This window comes from uncultured Winogradskyella sp., assembly GCF_947495255.1.
Taxonomy (GTDB): Bacteria; Bacteroidota; Bacteroidia; order Flavobacteriales; family Flavobacteriaceae; genus Winogradskyella.
Genome location: NZ_CANLYI010000005.1, coordinates 1 through 23,548, shown reverse-complemented (window position 1 = coordinate 23,548; position 23,548 = coordinate 1). Strand labels below are relative to the sequence as shown.

The 23,548-nt window shown below is 33.0% G+C and carries 22 protein-coding genes; 16 read left to right on the top strand and 6 right to left on the bottom strand.

The window, feature by feature from the left end; genetic code table 11:
- Positions 1-68 precede the first annotated feature (68 nt).
- Positions 69-311 carry a hypothetical protein gene (locus Q0807_RS08730; RefSeq protein ID WP_299108710.1) on the top strand — a complete coding sequence of 81 codons (243 nt, stop codon included), beginning with the start codon at positions 69-71 and terminating at the stop codon, positions 309-311.
- Between the two features lie 294 nt (positions 312-605).
- Here Q0807_RS08730 and thiL read toward each other — a convergent pair whose 3' ends face one another.
- The gene (gene thiL, locus Q0807_RS08725; protein ID WP_299108709.1) at positions 606-1,658 is read right to left on the bottom strand and encodes a thiamine-phosphate kinase; all 1,053 of its coding nucleotides are present in this window, start codon (positions 1,656-1,658) and stop codon (positions 606-608) included.
- 284 nt (positions 1,659-1,942) lie between these two features.
- Here thiL and Q0807_RS08720 point away from each other — a divergent pair, with 284 nt between their 5' ends.
- The 6 genes from Q0807_RS08720 to sufD all read left to right on the top strand — a co-directional run bounded on the left by Q0807_RS08720 (position 1,943) and on the right by sufD (position 6,770).
- Positions 1,943-2,182 (top strand): hypothetical protein, encoded by a 240-nt coding sequence (locus tag Q0807_RS08720; protein ID WP_299108707.1) that lies wholly within the window; start codon positions 1,943-1,945, stop codon positions 2,180-2,182.
- Positions 2,183-2,320: 138 nt separating this feature from the next.
- Positions 2,321-2,650, top strand: a complete 330-nt coding sequence (locus Q0807_RS08715) for an iron-sulfur cluster assembly accessory protein (protein WP_299108705.1) — start codon at positions 2,321-2,323, stop codon at positions 2,648-2,650.
- A 15-nt stretch (positions 2,651-2,665) separates the two neighbouring features.
- The gene (gene sufB / locus Q0807_RS08710) at positions 2,666-4,114 is read left to right on the top strand and encodes a Fe-S cluster assembly protein SufB (RefSeq protein WP_299108704.1); all 1,449 of its coding nucleotides are present in this window, start codon (positions 2,666-2,668) and stop codon (positions 4,112-4,114) included.
- 22 nt (positions 4,115-4,136) lie between these two features.
- A complete protein-coding gene (locus Q0807_RS08705) occupies positions 4,137-4,547 on the top strand; it encodes a hypothetical protein (protein WP_299108702.1) in 411 nt (136 codons plus the stop codon).
- Positions 4,548-4,551: 4 nt separating this feature from the next.
- The gene (sufC, locus tag Q0807_RS08700; RefSeq protein WP_115817204.1) at positions 4,552-5,304 is read left to right on the top strand and encodes a Fe-S cluster assembly ATPase SufC; all 753 of its coding nucleotides are present in this window, start codon (positions 4,552-4,554) and stop codon (positions 5,302-5,304) included.
- A gap of 152 nt (positions 5,305-5,456) precedes the next feature.
- On the top strand, positions 5,457-6,770 hold the full coding sequence (gene sufD / locus Q0807_RS08695) for a Fe-S cluster assembly protein SufD (protein WP_115817205.1): 1,314 nt from the start codon (positions 5,457-5,459) through the stop codon (positions 6,768-6,770).
- Between the two features lie 38 nt (positions 6,771-6,808).
- On the opposite strand, the gene Q0807_RS08690 is transcribed toward sufD, so the two are convergent.
- From Q0807_RS08690 to Q0807_RS08675, 4 genes are read right to left on the bottom strand one after another with little or no spacing between them, the layout of a single operon-like run.
- Positions 6,809-8,464 carry a serine hydrolase gene (locus Q0807_RS08690; RefSeq protein ID WP_299108697.1) on the bottom strand — a complete coding sequence of 552 codons (1,656 nt, stop codon included), beginning with the start codon at positions 8,462-8,464 and terminating at the stop codon, positions 6,809-6,811.
- Positions 8,452-8,631, bottom strand: coding sequence for a hypothetical protein (locus Q0807_RS08685; protein WP_092466156.1), 180 nt, complete (start codon positions 8,629-8,631; stop codon positions 8,452-8,454). Before Q0807_RS08685 ends, Q0807_RS08690 begins: the two co-directional genes overlap by 13 nt.
- Positions 8,632-8,642: 11 nt before the next feature.
- A complete protein-coding gene (locus tag Q0807_RS08680; RefSeq protein ID WP_299108690.1) occupies positions 8,643-9,071 on the bottom strand; it encodes a hypothetical protein in 429 nt (142 codons plus the stop codon).
- A gap of 2 nt (positions 9,072-9,073) precedes the next feature.
- Positions 9,074-9,406, bottom strand: coding sequence for a PadR family transcriptional regulator (locus Q0807_RS08675; protein ID WP_115817209.1), 333 nt, complete (start codon positions 9,404-9,406; stop codon positions 9,074-9,076).
- A gap of 123 nt (positions 9,407-9,529) precedes the next feature.
- Here Q0807_RS08675 and Q0807_RS08670 point away from each other — a divergent pair, with 123 nt between their 5' ends.
- The 7 genes from Q0807_RS08670 to Q0807_RS08640 all read left to right on the top strand — a co-directional run bounded on the left by Q0807_RS08670 (position 9,530) and on the right by Q0807_RS08640 (position 15,856).
- Complete coding sequence (locus Q0807_RS08670) at positions 9,530-10,744, top strand: aminotransferase class V-fold PLP-dependent enzyme (protein WP_299108686.1); 1,215 nt, start codon at positions 9,530-9,532, stop codon at positions 10,742-10,744.
- 45 nt (positions 10,745-10,789) lie between these two features.
- Positions 10,790-11,617 (top strand): META domain-containing protein, encoded by an 828-nt coding sequence (locus Q0807_RS08665; protein WP_299108684.1) that lies wholly within the window; start codon positions 10,790-10,792, stop codon positions 11,615-11,617.
- A gap of 33 nt (positions 11,618-11,650) precedes the next feature.
- The gene (locus Q0807_RS08660; protein ID WP_115817212.1) at positions 11,651-12,073 is read left to right on the top strand and encodes a SufE family protein; all 423 of its coding nucleotides are present in this window, start codon (positions 11,651-11,653) and stop codon (positions 12,071-12,073) included.
- 15 nt (positions 12,074-12,088) lie between these two features.
- A complete protein-coding gene (locus Q0807_RS08655) occupies positions 12,089-12,415 on the top strand; it encodes an iron-sulfur cluster assembly protein (protein ID WP_115817213.1) in 327 nt (108 codons plus the stop codon).
- Positions 12,416-12,428: 13 nt separating this feature from the next.
- The gene (locus Q0807_RS08650; protein ID WP_299108675.1) at positions 12,429-14,264 is read left to right on the top strand and encodes an ABC transporter ATP-binding protein; all 1,836 of its coding nucleotides are present in this window, start codon (positions 12,429-12,431) and stop codon (positions 14,262-14,264) included.
- An 18-nt stretch (positions 14,265-14,282) separates the two neighbouring features.
- The gene (locus tag Q0807_RS08645) at positions 14,283-14,795 is read left to right on the top strand and encodes a DUF2480 family protein (RefSeq protein WP_299108673.1); all 513 of its coding nucleotides are present in this window, start codon (positions 14,283-14,285) and stop codon (positions 14,793-14,795) included.
- A 131-nt stretch (positions 14,796-14,926) separates the two neighbouring features.
- Positions 14,927-15,856: a DUF3078 domain-containing protein gene (locus tag Q0807_RS08640; protein WP_299108671.1), complete on the top strand. Its 930-nt coding sequence runs from the start codon at positions 14,927-14,929 to the stop codon at positions 15,854-15,856.
- A gap of 75 nt (positions 15,857-15,931) precedes the next feature.
- Here the strand turns inward: Q0807_RS08640 and hflX are convergent, their stop codons facing one another.
- Positions 15,932-17,143 (bottom strand): GTPase HflX, encoded by a 1,212-nt coding sequence (gene hflX / locus Q0807_RS08635; RefSeq protein WP_299108669.1) that lies wholly within the window; start codon positions 17,141-17,143, stop codon positions 15,932-15,934.
- A gap of 73 nt (positions 17,144-17,216) precedes the next feature.
- Between hflX and Q0807_RS08630 the strand changes: the two genes are divergently transcribed.
- Positions 17,217-18,167 (top strand): endonuclease/exonuclease/phosphatase family protein, encoded by a 951-nt coding sequence (locus Q0807_RS08630; RefSeq protein ID WP_299108668.1) that lies wholly within the window; start codon positions 17,217-17,219, stop codon positions 18,165-18,167.
- Positions 18,168-18,391: 224 nt separating this feature from the next.
- A partial coding sequence (locus Q0807_RS08625; protein ID WP_299108667.1) for a fibronectin type III domain-containing protein occupies positions 18,392-23,548 on the top strand: 5,157 nt, incomplete at its 3' end.

Here is a 23,548-nt window from a genome sequence, read left to right as displayed (position 1 = left end):
ACGTTTTGTTTCTTATTTTTTTCTAAGTTTACATTCCAAATTAGAAAAGAAATTGTAAACAACTCAACATGAAACCTACAAAACTATACTGCGATTTATTTGGTCACAATTATAGAATGACCAAAAAAGTAACAAACCATGTAAAAGAGTATACATGTAAATGTTGCAAAAAACAAGTAACAACAAGTAGCACAGGAAGACTTATTGAACTCACAGAAAAGCGACAAGAAATAAACTCTGCCTTAGAACGTATTTACAATAATAGAATGATGCGTTTACAGCAAAAAATGATCAGTTCATCGATCTATTAATTGTTAATAACTCCTAAGAAACAAATTTTATTATATTTCAATTCCCTAATTTTTAGCGAATCCCTCAAGAAATATAATTAATGAAAAATGTTTATTGCTCATTATTTGGACATGACTATAAAGTCTCCAAAAATGTTACTTACCACGTAAAAGAATACAAGTGCAAAAATTGTAAATCTGAAATGACAATTGATGGTGATGGAAACTTCATTCCTTTAACCCCAAAATTTAAAGAAATAAATACTGTTTTACATCGCGTACACAACAAACGTTTAGAAAAAAGTCAACGGTTCGTTATATTTGATCTTTAAGAGCATTCCATCCTTTTGCAATAATCGGAATTTTTTCTTCAGATCGCGTTACTAAGTGCATACCTCTATCTTCTTCTGTTATATAACCAATAACCGTTAAATTTGGATTGCCTTTTATTTTAGGATAATCTTCTTGAGAAACCGTCATTAACAATTCATAATCTTCACCTCCATTTAATGCTATAGTTGTACTATCTACATTAAATTCCTCACAAGTAGAAATTAGCTGAGGATCTAAAGGAATTTTATTTTCATAAATATCAACACCAACTTTACTTTGTTTACACAAGTGAATAATCTCTGATGAGATGCCGTCACTTACATCAATCATACTTGTTGGTTTTACCTTTAATTCTTTCAATAATTCAACAACATCCTTACGTGCTTCAGGTTTTAATTGACGCTCAATTATATAAGTATACATTGATAAATCTGGCTGATTATTTGGGTTTACTTTAAAAACTTCTTTTTCACGCTCTAAAACTTGCAATCCCATAAAAGCACTACCAACATCACCAGTTACAACAACCAAATCATTTGGTTTAGCTCCTGATCTTAATACCTCATCTCCTTTTTCTACCTCACCAATTGCAGTAACGGAAATAATTAGTCCAGATGTTGAAGACGTTGTGTCTCCTCCTACAACATCAACATTATAAACTTTAGCAGCAGTTGTTATACCTGCGTACAATTCTTCTAAAGCCTCTAACGGAAAACGATTTGAAACAGCGATAGAAACTGTTACTTGTGTCGCCATTGCATTCATGGCATAAATATCAGATAGGTTCACAACAATCGCTTTATAACCTAAATGTTTTAAAGGTGCGTAACTTAAATCAAAATGCACACCCTCCACCAATAAATCAGTGGATACAACAATTTGTTTCTTACCAAAATTTAAAACAGCAGCATCATCTCCAATCCCTTTTATAGTAGATTTTTGAGTCACTTTAAAATGCTCTGTTAAATGTTCAATAAGTTTAAATTCTCCTAATTCACTCAAAGGAGTACGCTGTGGATTTTTATCTTCAATCATAATGCAAAAATATTATGCTTTTTTTTAATTGTGAGTAATTATAGAAATATTTATGATTTAATTTATCAGTAAGCATAATTCCTGCTTATTCATCTAACCATTAAGGTTTATAATTCTATTATAAAAAGAACCTAATTATCGTTTATTAGTTTAGATATAACCCTAAGATTTGCGCTACTTTAGTTGTAGAATCAAAAAATATTATGCATTTCATCGAAAAATCAAGTATTTTGACTTGTTTTAAGTTGTATTTTTTAAATTGCTCTACCCTAAGTTTACAACCTATGAAACCTAAAACTAACGCAGTCCTGCCATGCGCCATATTTGGCCATAACTACATAAGATCAAAGACTTACATAGATCATACTGCAGAACTTACCTGCTCTCACTGTGATGCTGTTGTTATTACAGATTCTAATGGCAATTTTGAAAACAATACTGTAACAAATAGTCAGTTAAAAGATACACTTCAAGAATTGTATCGGCTTACAAAGCGCGTTTCTAAAACAAAAGTAACTTCATAATTAAGCATTTCATTGGCTTTTAAGCCATAGCTAAATCTTATTAAATCATATACTAATATAATGTTAGTACTCATGGTTAAACCTTTGTTATATCGTATATTTGCATTCTATTTAGAACAAATCTAGTTAAAAAACGGTATGATTAAAGTGTCAGATCACGCAAAAAAGAAAGTCATGGAACTCATGACTGATGATGGCTATAACCCAAGTACAGACTACGTTAGAGTAGGTGTAAAAAGTGGTGGCTGTTCTGGTTTATCTTACGATTTAAAGTTTGATAAAGCCCAAGCAGACGACGACAAGGTCTTTGAAGATAATGACATTAAAATTATCGTAGACAAAAAGAGTTTTCTATACCTCATTGGTACAACTTTAGAATATTCTGGTGGATTAAACGGAACTGGTTTCGTTTTTAACAATCCTAATGCCAACCGAACTTGCGGTTGTGGTGAATCATTTTCACTTTAAAAATTAAACAAAAACATGTCAAAATATACAGAAGACGACTTAAGGGAAGAGTTAAAAACCAAAGAATACGAATATGGTTTTTTTACTGATATTGAATCTGAAACATTTCCTATTGGATTAAATGAAGATATCGTTCGTGCTATTTCAAAAAAGAAAGAAGAGCCAGAATGGATGACAGAATGGCGATTAGATGCCTTTAAAGTTTGGAAAGAAATGACTGAGCCAGAATGGGCTAATGTTCATTATAAAAAACCAAATTTTCAAGCCATTGCCTATTACTCTGCTCCAGTAGCCGTGGATCCTAATAAAACATTAGACGATGTAGATCCTGATCTTTTAGCCATGTATAAAAAATTAGGCATCTCAGTTGATGAACAGAAAAAAATGAACAACGTCGCTATGGATATTGTAGTAGATTCTGTTTCTGTTGCTACAACTTTTAAGAAAACATTGTCCGAAAAAGGAATTATATTCATGAGTATTTCTGAGGCTATTAAAGAGCACCCAGAACTTGTGAGAAAATATATTGGCACCATTGTACCAACAAAAGACAACTTTTATGCAGCTTTAAATTCGGCAGTATTTAGTGATGGATCGTTCTGTTATATCCCAAAAGGTGTTAAATGCCCTATGGAATTATCAACCTACTTTAGAATTAACCAAGGAGGAACAGGGCAATTTGAAAGAACATTATTGATTGCCGATGAAGGTAGTTATGTCTCTTATTTAGAGGGTTGTACAGCACCAAGTAGAGATGAAAACCAATTGCACGCAGCAGTGGTTGAATTAATTGCTATGGATGATGCTGAAATAAAATATTCAACAGTTCAAAACTGGTATCCAGGAAATGCAGAAGGTAAAGGCGGTGTTTACAATTTTGTAACTAAAAGAGGGCTTTGTGAGAAAAACGCAAAAATATCTTGGACGCAAGTTGAAACAGGTTCTGCGGTAACATGGAAATATCCTTCTTGTATATTAAAAGGAGATAATTCTGTCGGTGAATTTTATTCTATTGCAGTAACTAATAATTATCAGCAAGCAGATACTGGTACTAAAATGATTCACTTAGGTAAGAATACAAAATCAACAATCATATCTAAAGGAATTTCAGCTGGCAAATCACAAAACTCTTATCGTGGTTTAGTACAAATTGGTTCTCGTGCAGATAACGCTCGTAACTTTTCGCAATGTGACAGTTTACTGATGGGAAATGAATGTGGTGCACACACCTTTCCTTATATAGAAGCAAAAAATAAAAGTGCCATGATAGAGCACGAAGCTACAACTAGTAAAATTGGTGAAGACCAAATTTTCTATTGTAACCAAAGAGGGATTGATACTGAAAAAGCCATTGCTTTAATTGTAAACGGATTTAGTAAAGATGTACTAAATAAGTTACCAATGGAATTTGCTGTAGAAGCTCAAAAATTATTAGAAATTAGTTTAGAAGGTTCTGTAGGATAAAATAATTGCAAAATTTTTCAAAATGAAAAAAATCAACCTTATCGTTATTATTGCATTAGTTATGTTTTCATGTAAAAACGAAACAAAAACTAATGATGTTAATTTAAAAGAAAACAGAGCGAAGTCATATGATCAAAATGATGGACTAATTACTGTAAGAGGCGATTTTGTTTATTATGGAGATGTCGCTGTCTTACAAACACCAAAAGAAATTTATGGTGTAGTTATAGACGATAATCTGCAGCTTTTAGACCAACAAGTAAAACCGTTTAAAAAAGAAGCAACAGACATGGTTCCTGTAACCATTAGAGTTAGAAAATTTAAAAAACCAGAAGGCGAAGAAGGTTGGCCTTTTAGAGTTGAAATAAAAGAAATATTAAAGGTGGAAGCACCAAACCCAGAATCAAAAGACGTTATAAAATTAGCAAAATAAGACTATGTTAAAGATCAACAACTTGCACGCAAGTATAGAAGACAAAGCCATATTAAAAGGTATTAATCTCGAAGTAAAAGCAGGAGAAGTTCACGCAATAATGGGCCCAAATGGCTCAGGAAAAAGTACGTTAGCTTCAGTAATTGCAGGTAAAGAAGAATACGAAGTTACAGAAGGAAACATATTATTAGAAGGCGAAGACATCGATGAATTAGCTGCTGAAGAACGTGCACACAAAGGTGTGTTTTTATCGTTTCAATATCCTGTAGAAATTCCTGGAGTTAGTGTTACTAATTTTATGAAAACAGCGATTAACGAAACACGTAAAGCAAAAGGTTTAGAAGACATGCCAGCTAAGGATATGTTGAAGATGATTCGTGAAAAATCTGAGCTTTTAGAAATTGACCGTAAGTTCTTATCGCGTTCTCTAAACGAAGGATTTTCTGGTGGAGAAAAGAAACGTAACGAAATCTTTCAAATGGCAATGTTAGAGCCAAAATTAGCCATCTTAGATGAAACTGATTCTGGTTTAGATATTGATGCACTTCGTATTGTTGCTAATGGTGTAAACAAGTTAAAATCTAAAGACAACGCTGTTATTGTTATTACACACTACCAACGTTTATTAGACCACATTGTACCAGATTTTGTTCATGTTTTATACAATGGAAAAATTGTAAAATCAGGAGGAAAAGAATTAGCACACGAGCTAGAAGCTAAAGGCTACGATTGGATTAAAGAAGAGGTTGACGCTTAATTAATAAGCAGTGGTCCGTTTTTTAGTAAGCATTTGCTTGCTAAGATGTTACCGCATATAGCAAAAACATTAAATAAAGTATTAATTCTACAGATATAGTTTACCATTGAGTAAGCTGAAGACTAAAGACTTATTACTGAAGACTTAAAAACATGAGTTTAAAAGAAAAATTAGTATCGTCGTTTATGGCATTTGAAGACACAGTAGATGTGAATTCTTCAGTACATGATATTCGAACTGAAGCCATAAAGACTTTTGAAGCTGAAGGATTTCCTACTAAGCGATTAGAAGATTGGAAATACACATCGTTGAATTCAATTTTAAAACACGATTACAGCGTTTTTCCTACGATTGAAAATGACATTGAATTTAAAGATGTAAAGAAATATTTTATACATGAAATAGATGCGTATAAAATTATTTTTATCGACGGCAAGTATGCTTCACATTTATCGCAAACCACACATGATGGTTTAGATGTATGCTTAATGTCTGCCGCTTTAACCAAACCTAAATACAAGGTAATTATTGATAATTATTTCAATAAAATTGCTGCAAAAGATGGTTTATCTTCTTTGAATACTGCATTTTCTCATGAAGGTGCATACATTAATATTCCAAAGAATAAAGTGGTTGAAAAGCCTATTCAAATTATACATTTTTCTACAGGAAACGAAGCTGCAGTAATGTTACAACCTCGCAACTTAATTGTAGTTAATGAAAATGCACATGTTCAGATTATTGAACGTCATCAGAGTTTAACAGACAATCCTGTTTTAACTAATTCGGTGACTGAAATATTTACTAACAAACGTGCCATCGTAGATTATTATAAAATTCAGAATGATAAACAAAGTGCGTCATTAATTGACAACACTTACATAAATCAAAAACAAGAAAGCTTAGCTAAAGTGCACACGTTTTCTTTTGGTGGTAAATTAATAAGAAACAATCTTAACTTTTACCAAAATGGTGAACGTATTGATTCTACCATGAAAGGAATTACCATTATTGGAGATAAGCAACATGTAGACCATAATACTTTAGTGCATCATATTGAGCCAAATTGTGAAAGCCACCAAGATTACAAAGGTATTTTTAACGATAGCTCAACTGGTGTTTTTAATGGTAAAGTTGTTGTTGAAAAATTAGCGCAGAAAACAAATGCATTCCAAGCCAACAACAATATTTTAATGAGCGACAAGGCTACAATCAACACTAAACCTCAACTTGAGATTTTTGCAGATGACGTAAAATGTTCTCACGGTTGTACAATTGGTCAGTTAGATGAAAGTGCTATGTTTTATTTACGTTCTAGAGGAATTCCAGAAAAAGAAGCAAGAGCGTTGCTAATGTTTGCTTTTAGTAACAACGTTATGGATTCAGTTAAAATACCAGAACTTAAAAACAGAATTACTAAGATTATCGCTAAGAAATTAGGTGTAAATATTGGGTTTGACTTATAAGTTTCGCCAAAAAATATAAATAGAAAAAGGATTGCTATTTAGCGATCCTTTTCTTTTTTAAATACAACCTCTTTTACAGTGCCATCACAAGATAAAAGCATACCTGTAATGGTGTCATTTTTACCTTTTATAAAATGATAAAGTGTTCTATCATTATTTCCAAATTCGTTTAATTGAACAGGATGTAAGTTTACGTTTTCCTTTTCTGCATAAGTTAATTTAAGCATTGCGCCTTCTTCAAAAAAACGATACGTAACATTTAATTCTTCTGAATAAAAATTACCTACAAAATCTGAAACTTCAACGGATTCAGTATCAATAAAGTTAGCCTGTTCAAAATAAAATGGTGTTCCACCAAATGAAATAATCATATCGTGAGATACTGAAGGTGTAAAATCGTATTTCACATTTTGACTTTGCGTTCTATGAAACTTATTTTCGTCATATTGCACAAGAACTGCAGCAGTTCTTCCCATAGAGCCAACTGATTTCAGTGTGTCATTTTCTACAAATATTTTCATAGTCATATCACTATTGATTTCTTTGTATTCGCCAATAAATTCTTTAAAATTTTGTGCTTTGAATACCATTTCCTCTTCCTCTTCATTTTTAATCCTTACGTCATTTTCCATCAAAATATCTAAAATTTGATACGCTATTCTTGGTGCATCTATCCCTTGTGAATTTGTTAGAACTATGATGCCTATTTGCTTTTCTGGAACTGTAATTAATTGAGAACGTCCACCAAAACCAAATCCGCTGTGATTTATAGTTTCATAACCTTTATAATTATCTAACATTAATCCTCGTGCATATTTAGCATTCTTTCCTGAAATTAGAGTTTCAGTCATTTTTAAAAATTCCGCTAAAGATTTAAATTCTAAAATCTGGTCATTCAGCATTTGCATCCAAATAGCCATATCATTTACTGAAGAACCCATGCTTCCTGCACCATAACTCAATTGGTCATTTGTATAAAACCTGTAACCATCTCGATGTTTTTGATAACCAACCGCTTTATTACAAATGGGTTTTCCATGTTCAACTCTTACAAAAGTTGAGTTCATTTTTAAAGGATTCAAAATTTTCTGTTTCAAATACTCATTCAGGTTTTGCCCTGAAATACGCTCAATAATAATAGCCAATAAATTATAATTGGTATTAGAATAGCTCACTTTTTCGCCAACTAAATGGTTTAAATTTTTCTGTTTAATGGCTAAATCTAAAACCGTATTATTATCGTAATATTGAGTATCATAATCAAAACCTGCCAAGTACATTAATGTCATATAATTACGAATACCACTCGTGTGGTTCAGTAAATGTTTTATTCTAATGGTTTCTTTATACTCTGGAAATTCTGGCAAATACATTCTAATATCATCCTCTAAACTGATTTTACCATCATTTGCCAAAGCCCAAATAGCCGAAGCTGTAAATTGTTTTGCAATGGATGCTAAACTAAAAACGGTAGAATCAGAATTCTTAATTTTATAATCTAAACTGGAAAGTCCAAAACCTTTAGAATAGATAGATTGCCCTTGATTAATCACCTTTACACTCAATCCTGGCGCATCATTAGAAACATATGTTGCTAACAATTCATCAATTTTTAGATTTGTATTTGTTTGTGCTTTTGAACTTAAAAAGACAAACACACCAATCAATAAGCACGTGCTTCTTAAATTGAACATTGCTTATATTTTTGATAGAAATAAGTTGGAATCAGTCCGAAATTAAGAAACAGAAAGCCAATAAAAACGATGATACCTCTGTATGGCCAAGTTAAAAATTCAAACATCGCGCCAATTCCGAGAATAAAAAAAGTAATAAATCCGAGGATGTAAAATGATTTCTTCATGATAAAATGATTTAAGAAAATTTGTGAATAGATTTTTTATAGCTCGCGTAAAAATGAACTGGTAGTATTACTAATACTGCAATGACAATAGCACCAAGCAACCAAGCATTAGCATAAGGCCATTGCATCATCTGAAAAACCAAACTAACCACCAACAATAAAATCACCATAAAGCCTGCAGAGAATTTCAACTTATTGAATGTCATAAGTTGCTTCGCAAACTTTTGATAATTCGTTTCTAATTGTAAATTCTGAAAACTAGAATACCCACCAAATTTCTGCAACGCTTGTTGATACAATGCATTAAAATCATTAGAATTTTGATGCTCTATATACGTACAGATATGGTCCAGTAAATCCTCTCTTAAATCTTTATTTTTAACACCATATAAGGTTAAATTGTTTTCAATAAAGGCGATATGCTTTTCTGATAATTCCATGATTATATCGGTTTTGGATTAAAAATTAAATTTAAGGTCTCAATAAAATCATTGATTTCTTCAGTAACAGTCTCTACCATTTTCTTCCCTTCTTTAGTGACTTTATAATATTTCCGAACACGCTTACCAATAAAAACCTTTTCAGTTTCTAAAACCTTTTTTGCCTCAAGCTTATGTAAAATGGGATATAATGCACCTTCCGAAATATCTATTTTTCCTGAAGTCATCGTTTTCACTTCTTGTGTAATCTCGTAACCATACATTCTACCCTTTTCATTTATAAGTTTTAAAATGATAGGTTGCAATGTTCCTTTTGTTAATTCTTTACTATACATATCACAAATATACATTTTATATAAATGTATCCTAATAAAATGTGTATTAAATATTTTAATGACTAATTATAAGTTTTTCTTTAAGAACAATGCGTTGTATCTTTGTAACTAGGAATTAAGCCCATGTTAGACGTACAAAAAATAAGAAAAGACTTCCCCATTCTCAACAGAACGGTTAATGGGAAACCACTCATATATTTCGATAATGCTGCAACTTCGCAAACACCTCAGCAAGTCATTGATGTTATTGTAGATTATTACAGCAATTACAATGCAAATATTCATAGAGGCGTGCATAGTTTAAGCCAGGAAGCAACGGATGCTTACGAGCAAGCACGTATTAAGATTCAGAAACATTTTAATGCTAAACACAGTTACGAAATCATTTATACTGCTGGCACAACGCATAGTATTAATTTAGTTGCTAACGGATTTTCTTCACTCTTAAAAAAAGGAGATGAAATTATTGTTTCTGCTTTAGAGCACCACAGTAATATTGTGCCATGGCAAATGCTTTGCGAACGTACAGGAGCAACTTTAAGAGTCATTCCCATGAATGAAAATGGTGAATTAATTCTTTCGGACTATGATGCGCTTTTAAACGAACACACGAAATTGGTTTTTGTAAACCATATTTCAAATGCTTTAGGAACTATAAATCCTATTGAATCTATTATAGAAAAAGCACATGCTGTTGGAGCTGCTGTTTTAGTTGATGGCGCACAATCTTGTCCGCATTTAAAACCAGACGTCCAAGCGTTAGATGTTGATTTCTATGTGTGTTCTGCTCACAAAATTTGTGGACCAACAGGTGTTGGGATGCTTTACGGAAAAGAAGAATGGCTTATTAAATTGCCACCTTACCAAGGAGGAGGCGAAATGATTGCAGAAGTGTCATTTGCAAAAACAACTTATGCAGGTTTACCACACAAATTTGAAGCTGGTACACCAAATATTTGTGGTGGCATTGCTTTTGGAGCCGCTTTAGATTATATGAATGGTATAGGTTTTGAAAATATTGCCGCATACGAAAATGAGCTCTTAGCTTATGGAACTGAGCAATTGCAAAAAATTGAAGGTTTAAAAATTTACGGTACAGCAAAAGAGAAAACATCTGTAATTTCTTTTAATGTTGGCACTATTCACCCTTATGATATTGGCACCATTTTGGACAAAATGGGCATCGCAGTCCGTACAGGTCATCATTGCGCACAACCTATTATGGACTTTTATAAAATTCCAGGTACCATAAGAGCTTCTTTTATGTTTTATAACACCAAAGAAGAAATTGACGCATTTATTGTGGCGCTTAAAAAGGCAATAATGATGCTGTCTTAGACTTTGGCATTAAATGTGTAACTTTCAATAATAAACAGTTTACAGATGAAAATTTTACTTAGTTTATTTATGCTTTTAACAACAATGACTTCTTGTGATTCATCAAAAAAAGCAATCGAAAACAACAAAAAAATGCAAGAAACACTATCTGGAACATATTACATCACACAACTTGGAGATACTGATGTTACTTCTAGTAAAATTGTAATAAACTTTGATGAGATTACTAATAAAATTACAGGATTTGCTGGTTGTAATAATTTCTTTGGAAGTTACAAATTAGAAAACAACGCATTATCATTTGTCAATATTGGTGCATCAAAGAAGTTATGCCCAGGAAACGCATCTAATACAGAACGTCAGTTTTTAAAAGCTTTGAATTCGGTTAATTCATTTTTAATAAGTGAAAACCTCATTTCTTTTTTAAATAATGAAACGGTATTAATCGAAGGAACCAATACAGTTGTTGCTTCTAAAAAAAGTACCATAGTAAATACTGACATCGATTATAAAACCTCAGTAAAATACACATTGAGCTCAAGAGGTTCATATGATTTTATTTCAATTTCGAAATCTAATATATTACTATCAAAAGACGAAGGTCTTCAAGATATACAGAAATATTCAATTGAACCAAAAGAATGGGAAGCTGTTAATAAATTGATTGAAGTTATTGATGCCGAAACAATTCAAGATTTAATTCCGCCTTCTACGAAACATCAATCAGACGGAGCGCATCATGCTTCGTTAGCCATAATAATAGGCGACATAGAATACATGACACCAACCTTTGACCATGGAAATCCTCCAGAGGCTATTGAAGCTTTAGTTAATAAAGTGTTATCCATTAAAGAAAACACCGTTAAAAACTAACGATTTTGTAATTTTGCACAAAAGAATGAGACTATGACTATTGAAGAAGTACAAAATGAAATTATTGAGGAGTTTGCCATGTTTGAAGATTGGGAAGAACGCTACCAATATATGATTGACTTAGGTAAAGACTTACCCTTAATTGAAGAAAAATATAAGACTGACGATAATATCATTAAAGGTTGCCAAAGTAAAGTTTGGGTACATGCAAACATGCAAGACGATAAAATAAACTTTACAGCAGATAGTGATGCTATTATTACCAAAGGTATTATTGCTATACTCATTAGAGCATTTTCTAATCAGCATCCAAAAGATATCCTTGAAGCAAATACTGATTTTATTGATAAAATAGGATTAAAAGAACATTTATCACCAACTAGAGCTAATGGCTTAGTAAGTATGATAAAACAACTAAAATTGTATGCCATTGCATACCAAACACAACTTAACTAGTTTACACATTAAAAAATGAGCGATTCAACTATAGATACAGCAGTTTTAGGTGAAAAAATCCTAAGAGTAATAAAAACAATTTACGATCCAGAAATCCCAGTAGACATCTACGAATTAGGATTAATCTACGACGTTTTTGTAAACGAAGATTTAGAAGTTAAAATTCTAATGACGCTAACAACACCAAACTGTCCTGTGGCAGAAACACTTCCTTTAGAAGTTGAAGAAAAAGTAAAATCTATCAATGAGGTAAAAGGTGCTGAAGTAGAAATCACTTTCGATCCACCTTGGTCTCAAGATTTAATGAGTGAAGAAGCCAAGTTAGAACTTGGAATGCTTTAATTATAAATACTGAATGCCACGACACAAGCCAAATTCTTTAAAGGACGGTAAGAAAACAAATCTAAAATCGTCCTTTAATGCCTTAATTTATATTCCTAGATTTTTTAAAGAAATCTGGAAAGTCAACAAAAGTCTCTTTTTGCTTTCCGCTTTCTGTAGACTTATTGGCGCTTTATTACCTGTAATAATATTATGGGTTGGTAAACTTATCATTGACGAAATCATTTTACAGATTTCGCTTGACAGTCCTGATTATAATACACTTTGGACGTATGTCGCAGCCGAGTTTGGCTTAATCATTCTATCAGACTTAATAAGTAGAGCGATTTCCTTAACCGATGGTTTACTTGGTGACGAATATAATATTGCATCCTCAGTCACTATTATTAAGAAGACCAATCAAATAAATATCAGTCTATTAGAGGACTCTGAGTTTTATGATAAGTTAGAACGTGCAAGAACGCAAACTACTGGTCGTGTTGGACTAATGTCTAACGTGCTTGGCCAAGCACAAAGTGCTATTTCTATTGCAACACTTGTTGCCGGTTTAATATATTTTGAACCGTATTTAATTATACTTCTTGTACTGAGTATTATTCCGTCATTTATTAACGAGATACGTTTTAGCCAACAACAGTATTCTTTAGCACGAAGCTGGACATCTGAGCGACGTGAGTTAGATTATCTAAGATTTATTGGTGCAAACGATAAAACAGCAAAAGAAATAAAACTTTTTGGCTTAACAGATTTTGTGGTTGACCGTTTTAAAAACCTATCTGAAGAATATTACCAACTCAATAAAACCTTAGCTATTAGACGTTCGTCATTAGGTTTTTTGTTTAATGTCTTAGGTTCTATAAGTTATTATGGTGCTTATGTATTTATAATTTATCGTGTGCTTTCTGGCGCAATTACGCTTGGTGAGCTTACATTTTTATCAGGTTCATTTAATCGTTTAATGCGAAACCTTCAAGATTTCTTTTCAAAATTTACGAGGATTTCGGAAAGTGCTTTATACTTAAAAGATTATTTCGACTTTATTGATATTTCAATTGTATCAAAAGCAAAAGAAGATATGCCTTTACCTGGAAAAATTAAAAAAGGTTTTGAGTTTAAAGCCGTGCGTTTTGCGTATCCAAATTCTGATACTGAAATTTTAAAAGGCATTAGCTTTACACTTCGAGCAGGTGAAAAATTAGCTTTTGTTGGTCAGAATGGCGCAGGAAAGACAACGTTAATAAAACTACTATTACGTTTCTACGAACCTACATCAGGTGAAATTCTATTAGATGGCATAAATATTAACCGTTTTAATATTGCTGAATATCAAGAGTATTTTGGTGTTATTTTTCAGGACTTCTTTAGGTATGAATTTACCGTAAAAGAAAACATTGCAATAGGAAACATAAACGAGTTAGACAATCAGGCTAAGATTGAAAAAGCCGCAGAACTAAGTTTGGCTAGTGAGGTTGTATCTGAATTAAAACAAGGTTACAATCAGCAATTAGGTAAGCGATTTTCTAGTGGTCAAGAATTATCTGGTGGTCAATGGCAAAAAGTAGCTTTAGCAAGAGCTTATATGAAAAGTGCTGAAGTAATGGTTTTAGACGAACCCACTTCTGCTTTAGATGCTAGAGCAGAAAGCGAAGTCTTTGGTCGTTTTATAGGTTTAACCGAAGACAAAACCAGTATCATTATTTCGCATAGATTTAGCACAGTGCGTCAAGCTAATAGAATCCTAGTTTTAGAACAAGGTAAAGTGAAAGAAATTGGTACACATGAAGAACTTATGAGAAACAATGACTTGTATTCAGAATTGTTTACACTTCAAGCCGAAGGCTATCAATAAAACATTTAATTTTGCATTATGGCAGATGAGATAATTAATAGAGTTACAAACAGCAAATTAAAAGTTATTGACTTAGAAGATTATTACCCAAATGGTAAGCGTATTCTTTTTGATATTACAGATTGGCTGCTTGAAGGTTTAGTACTTCGAGAAAAAGAATTTAGAGCTTTTGTTGCGGAACATAATTGGTCGCAATACCAAGATTGCTACGTGGCTTTACATTGCTCTACAGATGCTATTGTGCCAGATTGGGCTTATATGCTAATAGCGATAGAGCTTCAAGCGTATTCAAAATTATCTGTAATTGGTTCTTTAGATGACTTAGAATCTATATTATATGCTGATATTATTTCGAATTTAGATCTTTCTGAATACCAAGGTTTACCAGTAATAATAAAGGGTTGCTCAAATAAACCAGTACCCTCTAATGCACTAATTTTACTTTCCCAAAAACTAAAGCCAATTGCTAGATCTATAATGTTTGGAGAAGCATGCTCTTCAGTACCATTATTCAAAATAAATAATTTTTAAAAATATGTGACTTACTAGAAGTGCAGGTGTCTTATAAATAGTGATTTTATCGAAAAAAAACAGATTTAAAATCAATTAACGCTTAAATTTGCAAATTAATAACAACTTAATTTATTAAAAATTAATCCATTATGAACAAAAAATTACTTCTATCAGTATTCCTCTTATTGGTAGTTACTTTAAGTTTTGCACAAACTAAAGAAGAATTACAGGCTCAAAAAGCTGAAAAACAAGCTGAAGCAGACAAGTTTCAAGGAGAAGCTAATGCATTACAAGCACAAATAGATGCTTTACCAGGCTGGAGAACAGGTGCTTTTGGTACTATTGGTGGTAGCTTATCTAATTTTAGCAACTGGTACGGACAAGGAACTCCTGATTTATCTTCTGGTAGCTTTGGTATTACTTTAAATGCATTTGCTAACAAAATTGAAGACAAATATTTTTGGAGAAACTCTTTAACAACAAACTTAAATTGGATAAAGTTTGATGACAAAAATGACGATTCAGATGACGATAGCTTTAAAAACGGTACTGACGTTTTTAACATATCTTCTCTTTATGGTAGAAATATTAGCAAGACTTGGGCTATTTCTGGATTAATGGAATACAGAACTACACTCTTAGACAACTTCAACGATCCTGGATATTTAGATGTTGGTGTTGGTGCTACGTGGACTCCTATTGAAAATTTAATAGTGGTAATTCACCCATTAAACTACAACTTTGTATTTGCAGATAGTGATTCTGTTTTTGAATCTTCTATGGGTGCAAAAATTGTTGCTGATTATACAAGACAAATTGGTGCTATAAACTTTAAAACAAACTTATCTACATTCCAAAGTTATAAGTCTGGAGATTTATCTAACATTACATGGACAAACTCATTCAGCTACACATTATGGAAAATGATTGGTGTTGGTTTTGATTTTGGCTTAAGAAGCAACAAACAAGAAGCTCTTAATTATGCTTTAGCTCAAACTCCTGCTACAGCTACAGATTTTGATGATGTTGACAACAAACTACAATCTTACTATACATTTGGTTTAAGCTACAAGTTTTAAGCTAAACCAAATATTTATATAAAAAAGAGGTCTTATAATAAGACCTCTTTTTTTGTTTCTATAATTACATTATATTTACTCTATATCTTCAACATCTGGATATAAGAAATGATTATAAGGAAAGCGTGTAACATGTATTTCTCTTACCTCTTTATAAACACGTTTTCTAAACTCATCCATATTTTCTTTATTAATTGCAGAAATAAATAAGGCATTATCTCCAACTCTACTCATCCAAGTTCGTTTCCATTCTTCAATAGAATAATTGGCTTCTGTTCTTTCTGCAATTAAATCATCATCGTCAAAAGGTTCAGCTTTGTAAGCATCAATCTTATTAAAAACCATTATAGTAGGTTTATCCTTACTATTAATATCATCTAAAATCTGATTTACGGATTCTATATGATCTTCAAAATTAGTATGCGAAATATCCACAACGTGCAATAATAAATCTGCTTCACGCACTTCATCTAGCGTACTTTTAAAAGATTCTACCAATTGTGTTGGTAATTTTCTAATAAATCCAACAGTGTCACTAACTAAAAATGGCAAATTTCCGATAACTACTTTTCTTACCGTTGTATCTAAAGTTGCAAATAATTTATTTTCTGCAAATACATCACTTTTACTTATCACATTCATTAAAGTAGATTTACCAACATTGGTATAACCTACTAAAGCAACACGCACCATTTTACCGCGATTACCACGCTGAACAGCCATTTGCTTATCAATAGTTTTAATCTTAGCCTTAAGTAAGGCAATTTTATCTCGGACAATACGTCTGTCTGTTTCAATCTCTGTTTCACCAGGTCCACGCATTCCAATTCCACCCTTTTGCCTTTCAAGGTGTGTCCACATTCCCTTAAGTCTTGGTAGTAAATATTCGCATTGCGCCAATTCTACTTGCGTCCTTGCATAGCTCGTCTGTGCACGTTGCGCAAAAATATCTAGGATAAGATTCGTTCTATCTAAAATCTTACAATTAAGGATTTTACTAATATTACGCTCTTGAGCTGGCGACAATTCATCATCAAAAATAACTGTCCCAATATCATTCTCCTTTACAAAATTGGTAACATCTTCCATTTTACCAGTACCAATAAAGGTTTTAGGATTTGGCATTGCCATCTTTTGGGTATAGCGCTTTACGACTTCTCCACCTGCTGTATAAGTTAAAAATTCTAACTCATCTAGGTATTCTTTAGACGTCTCCTCATCTTGATCTTGAGTAATTACACCTATTAGAACAACTTTCTCTAAAGCAATATCTTTTTTCTCTATCATAAATTAATTAAAGTACAAAGTTAAGCAATTGGATTATTCCAATATAATGTTTTAAAATCCTATATTTAATGCCATGATTAACAATTCTGAAAATTTCACCATTGCATTTTATAATATCGAAAATTTATTCGATGTAAAAAATGACCCTTCAACCTATGACGACGATTTTACACCAACCTCCATAAAACGATGGACACCAAAGCGTTATCAAAAAAAATTACTAAAATTAGGCACTGTAATTTCTCAGATAGGCGAAGAAAATTCTGAAGTTTCTCCAGTAATAATTGGCTTAGCTGAAGTAGAAAACAAAAAAGTTTTATCAGATTTAGTAACTAGTAAAAACCTAATAGAACAACAATATAGTTATATACACTACGACTCTAAAGACGAAAGAGGTATAGATGTCGCTCTACTTTATAAAAGTGATCTTTTTGAAGTAACGCATTCTGAGACGTTTTCAGTTTATTTTGAAAAAGAACCTGGTGTACAAGATTACACAAGAGATATTCTTTTAGTAAAAGGCAAACTGAACAACGAAGATATTAATATCATTGTTAATCATTGGTCATCTCGAAGAGAAGGGACAAAAGAGACTGAATTTAAACGAATTGCAGCTGCAAAAGTTGTAAACTCAATTATAAAGGAACTAAAAAGTAACGATAGCGACACCAAAATTATCGTTATGGGAGATTTTAATGATAACCCTAATTGCAATAGTTTATTAATGTTAGAGCAAGAAAGTTCTCTATATAATCCATTTAAAACGGTTTGGTCTCGTGATAACGGAAGTTTAAACCATCATTTTCAATGGCATTTATTCGACCAAATTTTATTCTCAACAAATTTTTTCGATACCTCTAATTCTAAATTAGTTTTTAGCGACGCACAAGTATTTAACAGTAAGTTTCTTACACAATACACAGGTAAATATAAAGGTCAGCCATTTAGAACCTATTCTGGCAAAAAATATAAGGGAGGATTTAGTGATCATTTCCCTGTTTTTATACAATTGAAGACTTCTTAAAAAACAGCCAAACGTTTTGTCGATTATTACGGTAGTTAATCTATTATAACAATGTTAACATCTTGTTAATAGGCATTTTTTATATATTCGACTTCGCATAGTTTGAAACGTCTAACCAACGAAAACATTGCAAAATACATCAAATTTTTACCAAACACTAATGAAATCCCTCGTAATCAATTGGTTATAAGGGCATTAAATAATTCTTAACAAACCGATTAATAATGAAAAAGATTACTCTATTTTTAATCATGCTCGGGTTTTTCTTAACAGCAAGTGCCCAGTATAATTTTCCTCCAATTGTTGGCCCAACTAACGTGGCCTCAGGAGCACCAGTTACTATCAACTTAAATGATGTAGCAAATGTAGCAGCTGTACCAGCATCTACTTCTGGATCATACGACTCATTTTCTATTTCTGTAGACTGGGTTGTTGGAGCAGGTAACCCTTGGTCCTCAGAAGCAGACTTAACATTAAATACAACTGCAGGATCTATTACAATCGACCCACCTACATCTGGTGGTCTAAATAGTAATGACAGTACAACCTTAATATTTGAAGGTGATATTCCTGGTATTTATGACCCAACAACAGATGGTTTTATTGACATAATATTTAATCAAAGTTACGGTGGATCAGACGCAGATTGGAACAATATTGTAGTTACTTTATTTGAAAGTCCTACATGTATTGACCCATATGCAATGACATCTTCAAGTGTAACTTCAGATTCAGCAATTTTAGACTGGACAGCAGGAGACTCTGAAACAGATTGGAACATTGAATATAACAGTGGTGCAGATTTTACACCAGGAAATAGTGAAGAAGAAAATGCTATTGCGGTTACAGGTACACCGAATACAACATTATCAGGTTTAACACCTGCAACAACTTATTATATTTACTACCAATCTAACTGTGGTACTGGAGACCTTAGTATGTGGGTTGGACCTTTTTTAGTAGCGACAGAATGTGTTACGTTTGTAGCTCCTTATACTGAAGGTTTTGAAAACGCAGGCGATATTCCACTATGTTGGTCTAATACTGGTGCAGAAGAATGGGAATATGCGGATAACGGTGGATTTGATCACATTGGTGATGATGGAACGATAATAGGATCTACTGCAACAAATGGTTACTTTGCATGGGTTGATTCTTCTGGAACTGACGGACCGAGTATTTTAACTTCACCATTGGTTGACGTTAGTGGTTTAGCAGCACCTTCAATTTCTTTTTATGAATTAAGTGATAATGAAGGTAATGCTAATAGTACGTTAGATGTAGAGGTTTGGGATGGTGCCGCTTGGAATATGATGGCGACTTATAACACTAATACTTCTGGTTGGGAACTTAAAGTTATTGACTTAAGTACATTAACAATTACAGGAGATGTGCAAGCAAGATTTATCTTTTCAGAAACTGTAAGTGGTGATTTTTACGATGATATTGCAATAGACGATGTTACTTTTGATGAAGCACCTTCTTGTTTTAACCCAACAACATTAACAGCAAATTCTATTACTTCTAATGGTGCAGAATTAAGTTGGTCTCAAGACGGTACAGTAACAATGTGGAACATTGAAATTGTAACAACAGGAACTCCTGCAACTGGCACACCAACAGATACAGATATTGCAAATCCTTATACTGCTTCTGGTTTAAATGCCGTTACTAGTTACGAATATTATGTTCAAGCCAACTGTGGTAGTGAACTTAGTGGTTGGGCTGGTCCTTTTGCTTTTGAAACACTTTGTGATATATTCATTCCAGATTATATACAGAACTTTACAAATATTCCTGCAGACTGTTGGGATGTAGCAGATAATGGTGATGCAATTACTGGACCTACTGATTTAGGAAATAGTAGTTGGGCAAATGATGGCTTTTTAAATAACGGCTTTGATGGTGCTTATAAAATCAATTTATGGGTTGCAACAAAGAGCGATTGGCTAATCTCTCCTCAATTTGATTTAACAGGTGGTCCTTTTCAAGTAGAATTTGATTTTGGTGTTATGACTTTTGGAAGTAGCACAACACCTGGTACTTTAGGCTCAGATGATACCGTTCAACTTTTAATGACAATTGACAATGGAGCTACATGGATTAGTTTATTAACTTATGATAGTACTTTTGCTTTTACGGTCACAGGTGAACATCCAGTTGTTGACTTAACGGCATATAGTGGTCAAATTGTTCAATTTGGAATCTTAGCTTCTGAAGGAACAGTTGATGATACAGAAGATAATGATGTGTTTGTAGACAATTTTAGAGTAAGAGGTATTCCTACTTGTGCTGAACCATCAGATTTAACTGCAAATAATTTAAGTTTAACATCAACTGAAGTAGGTTGGACAGAATCTGGTACTGCAACATCATGGAATATACAATATGGTGAAGCTGGATTTGCTTTAGGAACTGGAACTATTGAGGCTGGTGTAACAACTAACCCTTATGTTTTAAATGGATTAACTCCAGATACAAGTTACGAATTTTACGTATCTGCAATATGTGGTCCTGGAGACGAAAGTTCTTACTTTGGTCCTTTTCAATTCTTTACAGGTTATTGTGAATCAATACCAACGAGTAATGATGGCGATGGTGTAAACTTTGTAAACTTAGGAGTTACAACCTTTACTAGTTTAGGTGATTTAACTTATGAAAATCATACAACGCCTTCAGTAAATGTTTTCCAAGGGATTAATACTAATTTAGAAATAGAGTTTGGACATGGTTTTACTTATGGTACAAATGTTTGGATTGATTTTGATGATAATTTAGTTTTTGATGATACTGAACTTGTTTATCAAGGAACATCTTCGGGAGCTAGTTCTCCACACTTATTAGACGCTTCATTTGTTATGCCAATTACTGCGCCATTAGGAGAGCACAGAATGCGTATTGGTTCCGCTGATTTTGGTCAAGCAACTCCTGACCCTTGTTACAATGGTTCTTGGGGTGTAACTTTAGACTTTACGGTTAATATTCAAGAATTATTATGTACACTAGCTGAAGCAGATTATACAGTAATTCCAGATTGTGCAAATGATCAATTTTTTATAGATGTTAACGTTACCAGTTTAGGTGACGCTACTTCTTTACAATTATCAAATACTTTAGATGCTACAACAGCACAAGCAACAGCAACTGGTGTATACCAAGTTGGTCCATTTCCTTTTGGAAGTACTGTTAAGGTATTTGTAACTAATGAACAAGACAACAATTGTGTAATTGGTAGTGAAAATTATATAGTTTTAGCATGTCCACCAGCAAATGATGACTGTGAAACAGCTATGCCAGCAGTAGTTAATGCAACAAGTACTTGTGCTGAAGTAACACCTGGTACTATTTTAGCTGCTACACCATCTGGAGTCCCAGAAGGAAGTTGTGCAGGTACACCAAATGATGATGTTTGGTTTACTTTTGAGGCTTTAGATGAAATTGAAATCATATCAATAATTAACGTAGTAGGTGGTACAACCAATATTAATCATGCCTTGTACGAAGGTTCATGTGGTTCTTTAACAGAGTTATATTGTACAAATGAAGACGCTTTTGTTACACCAGCCTTAGTAGTAGGTAACACTTATTACATACGTATATTTAGTGGAGGAAGTCAAGCTGAAACATCAACTTTCGACTTATGTATTAAACCTGCTCCTTCAAACATTATTTGTGATAATGCAGAAAACTTCTGTTCGGTAGGTGGTGCGTTAACTACATCAAATGTTATTGGAATTCCAAGTACAGGCCAAGTTGCTTGTTTAGGATCTATTCCTAACCCAACTTGGAACATTATTCAAGTAGGAGAGTCAGGACCAATTGAAATTCAAATTGAGCAAACAGATGCTAGTGGTAATGGTTTAGATGTAGATTTCGTTATTTGGGGTCCTTTTACTTCAGTAACTGAAGCATGTACAGATATTCTTTTAGAAGATTGTCCTACTTGTCCGTTCTCTAATAACCCAGACACAGGTTTCTATCCATTAGGTAATATTGTAGACTGTAGTTATTCAGGAGCTTCAATAGAAAATCTATCAATTGATAATGCAGTAAATGGAGAGATTTATATGTTATTAGTAACCAACTTTAATGGTGGTGCTGGTGATATTACAATAGAACAAACAAATGCAGGTACAGCAGGTAACGGTACCATTGAAGCAGATATAGAAGCTCAAATCACGAGTGATGAAGTTGTTATACCTGACGATAATGATCCAACAGAAACAGATACAGTATCTGTTTGTGGTTTCGATTCTATTACGATTACGGCAGATTCTCCTTTTGCTGATGAATACATTTGGTACAAAGATAATTTCGTAATACCAGGAGAAACGTCTTCTACTCTTGTTGTAACAGAGTCTGATAGTTATTTGGTTCAAGCATTTGATAACCAATGTGGCGATGACGCATTCTCTCAAACCGTAGTTGTAAACTTATATGAAGATCCAGGAACAGTAGCTCCTCAAAACATTACACTTTGTGATGGTCCTGAAGCGAATGGTACTGAAGAATTTGATTTAGCTACTTTAACATCAGAATTAGGTTTAGGAGATGGATTTACAGTAAGTTACTATACTAATACTGCGGATGCTAACCAAGCAATAAGCCCTGTAAGTACACCATATAGTTCTTCTGGAGAAGTATTAATAATGAGAATTGAAGATACTGATGCAGCTAATAATGATTACTTAGGATGTCGTCAATTATCTCAAGTAGAATTAGTTGTTAATCCAAGACCTACAATTAATCAACCAGAGAATTTCATCGTTTGTGATGACGAAGACGGAACAGTAGATGGTGAAACGACATTTGACTTAGTATCAATTAATACAGATGTAACAACTGACACTAACGTTGAAATAACATACCATACTACCCAAGCAGATGCAGATGGCGATACTGGTGCAGTTTCAAGTCCATATACTAGTCAAGGTGAAACTATCTATGTTAGAGCTGAAGACATGACTACGGGTTGTTACAGTACTACTACATTTAACTTAGAAGTAAATGTAGTTCCTTTAGCTACTTTTAATGACGACTATATTTATGCCGTATGTCCTAATGCAACAGTACCTATTACAATAGGTATTACTGCTACGAACTTTACAGCAGCTGATGTTACTGTTAGTTGGTCATTAGATGGTAACCCTATAAGTGGAAATGGTTTAACGTTGAATACAGTTTTAGATGAAGGAGATTATTCAGCAACTATAGAATTTAACGATACAGGTTGTACTAACACAATAACCACATTTGTTGAAGAATTAGAATCATGTGTATTCCCAGAAGGCATATCACCAGGTGTATCACCAGGACAGAATGATACTTTTGATTTAACAAGCTTTAATGTTACTAAGCTTGAGATATTCAACAGAAACGGC

What these genes read in the sequence shown, in the direction of transcription:
- Q0807_RS08730 (WP_299108710.1), top strand. Translation starts at nt 69, where the DNA reads ATGAAACCTACAAAACTATACTGCGATTTATTTGGTCACAATTATAGA.
- thiL (WP_299108709.1), bottom strand. Translation starts at nt 1,658, where the DNA reads ATGATTGAAGATAAAAATCCACAGCGTACTCCTTTGAGTGAATTAGGA.
- Q0807_RS08720 (WP_299108707.1), top strand. Translation starts at nt 1,943, where the DNA reads ATGAAACCTAAAACTAACGCAGTCCTGCCATGCGCCATATTTGGCCAT.
- Q0807_RS08715 (WP_299108705.1), top strand. Translation starts at nt 2,321, where the DNA reads ATGATTAAAGTGTCAGATCACGCAAAAAAGAAAGTCATGGAACTCATG.
- sufB (WP_299108704.1), top strand. Translation starts at nt 2,666, where the DNA reads ATGTCAAAATATACAGAAGACGACTTAAGGGAAGAGTTAAAAACCAAA.
- Q0807_RS08705 (WP_299108702.1), top strand. Translation starts at nt 4,137, where the DNA reads ATGAAAAAAATCAACCTTATCGTTATTATTGCATTAGTTATGTTTTCA.
- sufC (WP_115817204.1), top strand. Translation starts at nt 4,552, where the DNA reads ATGTTAAAGATCAACAACTTGCACGCAAGTATAGAAGACAAAGCCATA.
- sufD (WP_115817205.1), top strand. Translation starts at nt 5,457, where the DNA reads ATGAGTTTAAAAGAAAAATTAGTATCGTCGTTTATGGCATTTGAAGAC.
- Q0807_RS08690 (WP_299108697.1), bottom strand. Translation starts at nt 8,464, where the DNA reads ATGTTCAATTTAAGAAGCACGTGCTTATTGATTGGTGTGTTTGTCTTT.
- Q0807_RS08685 (WP_092466156.1), bottom strand. Translation starts at nt 8,631, where the DNA reads ATGAAGAAATCATTTTACATCCTCGGATTTATTACTTTTTTTATTCTC.
- Q0807_RS08680 (WP_299108690.1), bottom strand. Translation starts at nt 9,071, where the DNA reads ATGGAATTATCAGAAAAGCATATCGCCTTTATTGAAAACAATTTAACC.
- Q0807_RS08675 (WP_115817209.1), bottom strand. Translation starts at nt 9,406, where the DNA reads ATGTATAGTAAAGAATTAACAAAAGGAACATTGCAACCTATCATTTTA.
- Q0807_RS08670 (WP_299108686.1), top strand. Translation starts at nt 9,530, where the DNA reads ATGTTAGACGTACAAAAAATAAGAAAAGACTTCCCCATTCTCAACAGA.
- Q0807_RS08665 (WP_299108684.1), top strand. Translation starts at nt 10,790, where the DNA reads ATGAAAATTTTACTTAGTTTATTTATGCTTTTAACAACAATGACTTCT.
- Q0807_RS08660 (WP_115817212.1), top strand. Translation starts at nt 11,651, where the DNA reads ATGACTATTGAAGAAGTACAAAATGAAATTATTGAGGAGTTTGCCATG.
- Q0807_RS08655 (WP_115817213.1), top strand. Translation starts at nt 12,089, where the DNA reads ATGAGCGATTCAACTATAGATACAGCAGTTTTAGGTGAAAAAATCCTA.
- Q0807_RS08650 (WP_299108675.1), top strand. Translation starts at nt 12,429, where the DNA reads ATGCCACGACACAAGCCAAATTCTTTAAAGGACGGTAAGAAAACAAAT.
- Q0807_RS08645 (WP_299108673.1), top strand. Translation starts at nt 14,283, where the DNA reads ATGGCAGATGAGATAATTAATAGAGTTACAAACAGCAAATTAAAAGTT.
- Q0807_RS08640 (WP_299108671.1), top strand. Translation starts at nt 14,927, where the DNA reads ATGAACAAAAAATTACTTCTATCAGTATTCCTCTTATTGGTAGTTACT.
- hflX (WP_299108669.1), bottom strand. Translation starts at nt 17,143, where the DNA reads ATGATAGAGAAAAAAGATATTGCTTTAGAGAAAGTTGTTCTAATAGGT.
- Q0807_RS08630 (WP_299108668.1), top strand. Translation starts at nt 17,217, where the DNA reads ATGATTAACAATTCTGAAAATTTCACCATTGCATTTTATAATATCGAA.